Here is a 7,219-nt window from a genome sequence, read left to right on the forward strand (position 1 = left end):
TAATTGAAGGATGCTATTATTTGATTTATAATTATTATAAAATAATTGAAAATCATGTACTTAATGATCAAAAGAAGGTGGGAGAGGAATGGTTCGTACAGCAATAGCTGGTATCGGGGGCTTTATTTTAGTTTTCTTTGAGGCTTATATTGTTATGGTATTAAAAGGGTATTATTCCATTGAGTTTGGTGGTTTGGCGCCTTTTATTTCTGTTTGGGCAATGAATGCATTTCTAGTTTTTACAATCCTCACACATCTTAAGCTATGGTATGAAAATAGGGAATCAGCAGATAGAGAAGCTTCAGTAGATAGATAATCAAATCTAAGCAGACAGTGTCCGATAGGGGCATTTTTTTTTTGCTATAAATAAATTGGTGAATTAATTATTCTGAAATAGTAAACAGCGGAAATTCCACTCTATAAAAATACAGAATTTTTAAAGTTCTTCCTTTACATTATGCAAGATATGGTGTTAAATTATAATATTATTTAGGATAATTAAATAATATATATCAATTAAAATATGTAAAAAATTCTAAAAAGAAATGTGGAGGGATTTTACGTGGCAGATCTGCGCAGTAATATGATAAAACAAGGATTTGATCGTGCGCCTCACAGGAGCTTACTTCGTGCAGCAGGTGTAAAGGAAGAGGACTTTGGAAAGCCGTTTATTGCGGTAGTCAATTCATATATTGATATAGTTCCAGGACATATTCATTTACAAGAATTCGGTAAAATTGTGAAAGATGCTATCCGCGAAGCAGGCGGGGTTCCTTTTGAAATGAACACGATCGGTGTCGATGATGGGATTGCAATGGGGCATATCGGGATGAGATATTCTTTGCCAAGCCGGGAAATCATTGCAGATTCTGTTGAAACAGTTGTTGCGGCACATTGGTTCGATGGAATGGTATGTATTCCTAACTGTGACAAAATTACACCTGGAATGATGATGGCTTCGCTTCGCCTCAATATCCCAACAATCTTTGTCAGCGGCGGTCCGATGAAGGCTGGAACTGATAGTGCTGGCAATCCGCTTGATTTAACATCTGTATTTGAAGGGGTAGGGGCTTTCCAATCTGGTAAAATTGATGAAGCTAGATTGCTCGAGATTGAGCAGCTAGCCTGTCCAACTTGCGGATCTTGCTCAGGGATGTTTACCGCCAACTCAATGAACTGTTTAGCGGAAGGGCTTGGCCTTGCACTTCCTGGTAATGGAACAATTCTAGCTGTCGCTGAGGAACGTAAAGAGTTTGTTAAACAATCTGCTAAGCAATTAATGGAGCTCATTAAGAAGGATATTAAGCCTCGTGATATTGTAACTATCGATGCAATCGATAACGCATTTGCTTTGGATATGGCGATGGGCGGATCTACTAACACAGTTCTTCATACTCTTGCCTTAGCACATGAAGCGGAGATTGAGTATTCATTAGAGCGTATTAATGAAATTGCAACCCGTGTACCGCATTTAGCGAAAATTGCGCCTGCCTCAGACTATCATATTGAAGATGTGCATAATGCAGGCGGGGTAAGTGCCATTATCAATGAGCTACTTAAGAAGCCAAATGCCTTTAATGGTGATTGTTTAACTGTATCAGGAAAAACAATTCGCGAAAATGTTGCTGGCAGTGATATTTTGGACAAGAATGTTATTCGACCATTGGATAATCCACATTCTGAGCAGGGCGGACTGGCTGTATTATTTGGAAACTTAGCTCCGGACGGTTCGATTATTAAAGTCGGTGCAGTTGATGAATCGGTTGGCGGCTACCATCGAGGACCAGCGATTTGCTTTGATTCTCAAGAAGACGCACTTTCTGGAATCATTACCGGTAAAGTACAAGAAGGACATGTCGTGGTCATTCGCTATGAAGGGCCTAAAGGTGGTCCTGGTATGCCGGAAATGCTTGCACCTACTTCACAAATCGTAGGAAGAGGGCTTGGAGCAAAGGTTGGATTAATTACAGACGGGCGTTTCTCAGGTGCATCAAGAGGAATTTCAATCGGCCATATTTCTCCTGAAGCTGCAGAGGGGGGACCAATCGCATTTGTAGAAGATGGCGATATCATTGAGCTTGATTTAAAGAAACGCACCATCCAGCTGGAAATTTCTGATGAGGAAATGGAAAGACGGAAAGCAAATTGGAAGGGCTTTGAATCGAAGGTGAAAAAAGGCTACTTAGCAAGATATTCGAAGCTTGTGACATCAGCCAATACTGGCGGAGTAATGAAATATTAAGAAATTACAAAGACCTATAAAACAGTCATATAAGACTTTTTATAGGTCTATTTTTAAATGGATCTATGTATGAACAAGCGTGTTTAACTAAGAGTTAATATCAGTATTAGATAAAACTACATGACTTTTTCGCCATTATCATAATTAAATTGCCATGCAATGCCAAACTTATCAGTTACTTGTCCGTAGCATTTGCTCCAGAAGGTTTCCTGAAGCTCCATTTCTACTTTACCGCCTTCTTTTATTTTGTTAAATTGAGATTTCACTTCATCAAGATTCGTACTGACAACGGCAAGGCTAATATTATTTCCTTTAATAAATGGCATGCCAGGAAAAACATCTGAAAACATGACATTGCTTCCGCTAATGTTAAGCCTTGCATGCATGACAAGATTTTTTGCATCCTCTGGCAGAGGATATTCTGGATTTGGAGGAGCCTCACCAAACGTCATAATTTGCGGTTTATCTGTTCCAAAAACGTCAGCATAAAATTCAACTACTTCTCGGCAATTTCCATTAAAGTTAAAATATACATCAACAGCCATCTGCAACACTCCCTATATTTTTTTGACATTGCTAAATATTTCTATTACATTTTATCATTTATCAATGCAATATCAAATTTTCAAGTCGAGCTAGAAATAAATCAACAAACTTTATACATTTCGTTAGATCCTGTTCTTGAGGCAATAATTCAACCTTTAAAGTGACCGATAAATCTGTTTTTGCTTTTAATAGGTCTCTGAATATATCAACAGCTCCACAGTAGTGAGGATAAAAACTGTCCCCTGTCCCGAATAGGCCTGTTACCATGTTACTTCTATCGATTTTCTCAAACTCCCGATAAAGAGGAATCATTTCATCAGGAATTTCCCCATCACCCCAAGTGTAAGTACCAACAACAACCGCATCAAATTCATTTAACCGATTACAGGCAAATTGTTCAATGCTATATAAATAAACATCTAAATTTCTTTTCTTAAACAGATCATATAATTTTAATGCCAATTCTTTTGTATTTCCGCTAATCGAGGTATAAATTAAGCCAATTCTCATAGCTCATCAAAACCGTTATCTTGAGAAACCTTTGTATACGTACGAGACTTTTGTTCAAAGAAGTCGGACTTCGTTTCATTCATCATTTCGTCACTGAATACATGGATCCAAGGCATTGGATTTTCCTGTTCCTTATATAGGTTTTGAAGACCTAATTGCCGAAGCCGCTTATTAGCAAGGTATTCAACATAGCCTTCAAATTCATCTAAATCGATTCCTTGAATATCCTTCAATATATAATGAGCCCATTCCTTTTCAAGCTGGACTGCTGCATGAATTGTATCATATACATATTGAATATTTTGCTCTGTATTTAATTCAGGATTTTCAGTAAGAAGAATACGAATAAATTGCGCAATGAAGTAGGCATGCTGCATTTCATCACGTTGAATATAACTAATCATGGAACTCGTTTTTAGCATCTTTTGCTGACGTGCCAGATTATAGAAAAAGGCAAAGCCCGCATAAAAATAAATTCCTTCTAAATTAATTGAGTTAATTCCAAGCTCAAATAAGTGCTGTAAAGAGGGGTTGTTTCTAAATTTTTCATAGGATTCAAGAATAAGCTGATTTCGCTTCCGAACAATGGTATCATCCTTTGCCTCGTCAAAGCGGGCAATTTGTTCACTAATAGGAATAAGAGAACTCAGGATATAAGAATATGATTCATTATGAACCGCCTCCTGCTGCGAAATGACAGCAAATATAGCTTTAAAGCTTGGGTCTGTTACATAATCCATCACTTGTGTCATCATAGGCGTTTGTAAGCTATCAAGTGATGCCAGCTGCGTGTTAATTCGTAAAAAAACATCTTGTTCAGTTTTGCTTAAGGAGTCCCACTGTTTAATATCATCCTGCATATTTATTTCTTGAGCCTTCCAAAAGTTAGCTAATAAAGTTTGATACATTCGATACATTTGTGGATATCTAATGTCATTCCAATTTAGGATCCCCGATGCTTGACCGTTTACTAGACTAGTAGATTTATTTGGGAACTCAGGATTTAGCAATTTTATTTTTGTTAATAATTGTTGGTGTGCCATGGAATCGCTCCTTTTGAAAATGGTTTTCAATTTATTACGGGTAGTCGTTGATATTTATTGAAAGTCGCTGATATATTCGGGAAGTCGTCGATATATCTGAAAAATCGCTGATATATTAACTATGGCAAGCTTCGCATTCATCAATTTCAGTTTGTGAAGTACTGCGAACATAATAGGTCGTTTTTAAACCGTGCTTCCAGGCTTCTAAATGAAGCTGCAATAAATCTCTTGCTTTTATATCGTGGCGAACATAAAGATTGAAGCTAATGGACTGATCGATATGCCGTTGCCTTGCTGCGTTCTGTTTGATGCTCCATATTTGGTTCAACTCGTGTCTCACACGGCGATAATAGTTGTATGTGTTATGATCTAAATCAGGTGCGGTGACTTTGAATTTGAAGTTTTTCTTTTCCTCTGCATATTCAATCGCATAAAGAGGATCGATTCCGTCTGTGGAGCCCCCAATTTTTGCTGTTGAAGAGTTCGGAGCTACCGCCATCATCCAGCCATTTCTGACTCCGTAATTTTGAATATCTTCTTGTAAGTCCTTCCATCGTTCAGATGAGTAATCTTTCCGTTTAAAATACTCTCCTGATTGCCACTCAGAGCCATGAAATAATTTGTATGCATCTTTTTCTTTAGCAAGCTCCATTGAGGCACGTATTGTAAAATAGGCTATATCCTCATATAGACCATTTGCGTAGTTAACCGCTTCGTCAGATTCCCAATACATACCCTTAATAGCCAGGAGATGATGCCAGCCAAATGTTCCTAAACCAACTGCTCTATATTTCTGGTTCGTCCACTTTGCTTGTCCTACTGAAATTTGATTAATGTCGATTGTGTTGTCGAGCATTCTCATTTGAATTTGGATTAGGCGTTCCAGCACGCCTGCTCTAACTGCATTTGGCAAATGAATAGAAGATAAATTACATACAACAAAATCTCCAGGCTTGCGAACGATAATAATATTTCCATCTTCGTCTTGATATTCATTCTGAATGACCGTCGCTGACATGTTCTGCATAATTTCTGTGCATAAATTGCTGCAATAAATAGACGTTCTTCCATTTCCATTTACATGTTTATTTGGATTTTGGCGATTAACCTCATCTCGATAAAACATATAAGGGGTGCCAGCCTCCAATTGTGAAACCATAATTCTAGCCATAATATCCATGGCACGATAGCTCTTTCTAGGAAGAAGGGGATGGTTAACTGCTTCTACGTATTTTCTCGTAAAGTGTTTTTCCTCGACCTCATCATAATAATCCTCAAGTCCCAATGGGTTTCCATTCTCATCCTTCCATCCCATAACCTGTTTTACTTGATGGGGACAAAAAGTGTGCCACTCGCCAATGCTTTTACCAGTTTCATCAACTTCTTTAAGCTTCTTCATGAATAGGTCAGGAATTGCGACTCCTGTAAATATGTCATGGGCTTTCCTGCGCTCATCCCCATTATTTGTCTTTAAATCTAAAAAACCATTCATGATATCCTTGTGAAAAACATCTAAATAGATGGCAATGGCTCCTTGTCTTTGCCCCAATTGATCGACACTGACAGCCGTATCATTAACAAGTCTAATCCAAGGAATGACACCAGAGGAATTTCCTTTAAACTTCTTAATGTCAGAACCTAAAGCACGGACTTTCCCATAATAAATGCCGATTCCGCCGCCATCCTTACTTAATCTGGCAATATCCCAATTATTTAAATAGATGCTATCTAAGGAATCATCGACCGTATCAATAAAACAAGAAGAAAGCTGTCCGTAGCTTTTTCCGGCATTAGAAAGTGTTGGGGTTGCAACAGTCATATATAGATTGCTTAAAGCCCAATAAGCTTCCTTGACTAAAGATATTCGTTTTGCTTTATCTTCGTTTTTCATTAATGTCATAGCAATGATCATGAATCGTTCCTGCGGCAGTTCAAAAATATTTTTCTCATAATCTTTGGCAAGATAACGGTCAGCAAGGAGGAACAAACCAATATAGTTAAATAAATAATCTTTTTCAGGGTCAATCAGTATATCTAAGTGATCTATTTCTTCTTTTGAATAGAAAGCTAGTAAATCTTCTGAATAAATACCAATATTAGTCAGCTTCATTATGAGGCTATAAAAATCCCCATATTTTACATTCATTTTATATCCTCGATTTTTTGATGCTTCTGAATATAATTCATTTAAATATAGTTGAGCTGCAAGAAAGGTCCAGTTTGGCTGGTCCATTGAGATTTTGTTTAATGAATAAAGAAGTGCATATTGATTTGCGGATGCATCGTTTTGCTTTAGTTCCTCCAATTGCTGTTTAAGTGGATCAATGTCAATCTTATATAAGTTTGAAGCTCTGTTTAACTCTTCTAAAACTAGATCTAATTCTGTTTGAACATATGTATCCATTTTCATATCCCCTTTACTTGTTTTTTCCAAAATAAAAAACCCATCGCTCTGCTAGAGGATGGGTAAAGTAAAACGCTGATATGATAATAGAATATAAAAAATAGTCTATCAAAATACCCTCGTTTTACCTTCCCAACTCCCGAAGAAGATAATACGTTATAAATATGGCAGGTCTCCTGACTTGTGCTTTGGCCTACTTTAAGTCCTTCCCATCTTAGAAAAAAGACAGTGGTTTCTACTTATTTCGATAGCACTTACAGTTGCGGGAACAGCTCTGGATTTTCACCAGATTCCCTATTAAGTCCATAACGGACACCATATTTATTGGTTTATCACTGTATATTGTGTTAATGAATAAAAATAAACACTATATATGTAACTTTTTCGATTATAAGCTAAACTTATCATTTTGACAACCTTAAAAAACTAGAAGAATAATGTTAATAAGTACATATCAAAGAAAGAGTTTTTATC

6 protein-coding genes and 1 riboswitch are annotated in these 7,219 nt (G+C 37.0%); of the genes, 2 read left to right on the forward strand and 4 right to left on the reverse strand.

Annotated elements, in window-relative coordinates; genetic code table 11:
* Positions 1-88 precede the first annotated feature (88 nt).
* Together V7122_RS24865 and ilvD are read left to right on the forward strand one after the other, a co-directional pair.
* Positions 89-316, forward strand: a complete 228-nt coding sequence (locus tag V7122_RS24865) for a hypothetical protein (protein ID WP_335487702.1) — start codon at positions 89-91, stop codon at positions 314-316.
* Between the two features lie 246 nt (positions 317-562).
* Positions 563-2,242, forward strand: a complete 1,680-nt coding sequence (gene ilvD, locus V7122_RS24870; RefSeq protein WP_335529848.1) for a dihydroxy-acid dehydratase — start codon at positions 563-565, stop codon at positions 2,240-2,242.
* Between the two features lie 116 nt (positions 2,243-2,358).
* On the opposite strand, the gene V7122_RS24875 is transcribed toward ilvD, so the two are convergent.
* From V7122_RS24875 to V7122_RS24890, 4 genes are all read right to left on the reverse strand, one after another.
* The gene (locus tag V7122_RS24875) at positions 2,359-2,787 is read right to left on the reverse strand and encodes a VOC family protein (RefSeq protein ID WP_335344218.1); all 429 of its coding nucleotides are present in this window, start codon (positions 2,785-2,787) and stop codon (positions 2,359-2,361) included.
* Between the two features lie 61 nt (positions 2,788-2,848).
* Positions 2,849-3,298, reverse strand: a complete 450-nt coding sequence (locus V7122_RS24880) for a flavodoxin domain-containing protein (protein WP_335529851.1) — start codon at positions 3,296-3,298, stop codon at positions 2,849-2,851.
* Complete coding sequence (locus V7122_RS24885) at positions 3,295-4,341, reverse strand: ribonucleotide-diphosphate reductase subunit beta (protein ID WP_335529854.1); 1,047 nt, start codon at positions 4,339-4,341, stop codon at positions 3,295-3,297. The genes V7122_RS24880 and V7122_RS24885 overlap by 4 nt, the downstream gene beginning before the upstream one ends.
* A gap of 115 nt (positions 4,342-4,456) precedes the next feature.
* Positions 4,457-6,745 carry a ribonucleoside-diphosphate reductase subunit alpha gene (locus V7122_RS24890; RefSeq protein ID WP_335529856.1) on the reverse strand — a complete coding sequence of 763 codons (2,289 nt, stop codon included), beginning with the start codon at positions 6,743-6,745 and terminating at the stop codon, positions 4,457-4,459.
* 149 nt (positions 6,746-6,894) lie between these two features.
* Positions 6,895-7,080, reverse strand: a riboswitch (cobalamin riboswitch).
* Between the last annotated feature and the right edge of the window lie 139 nt (positions 7,081-7,219).

Origin of the sequence: Bacillus sp. JJ1532 (assembly GCF_036965085.1) — a bacterium.
GTDB lineage: Bacteria > Bacillota > Bacilli > Bacillales > Cytobacillaceae > Cytobacillus.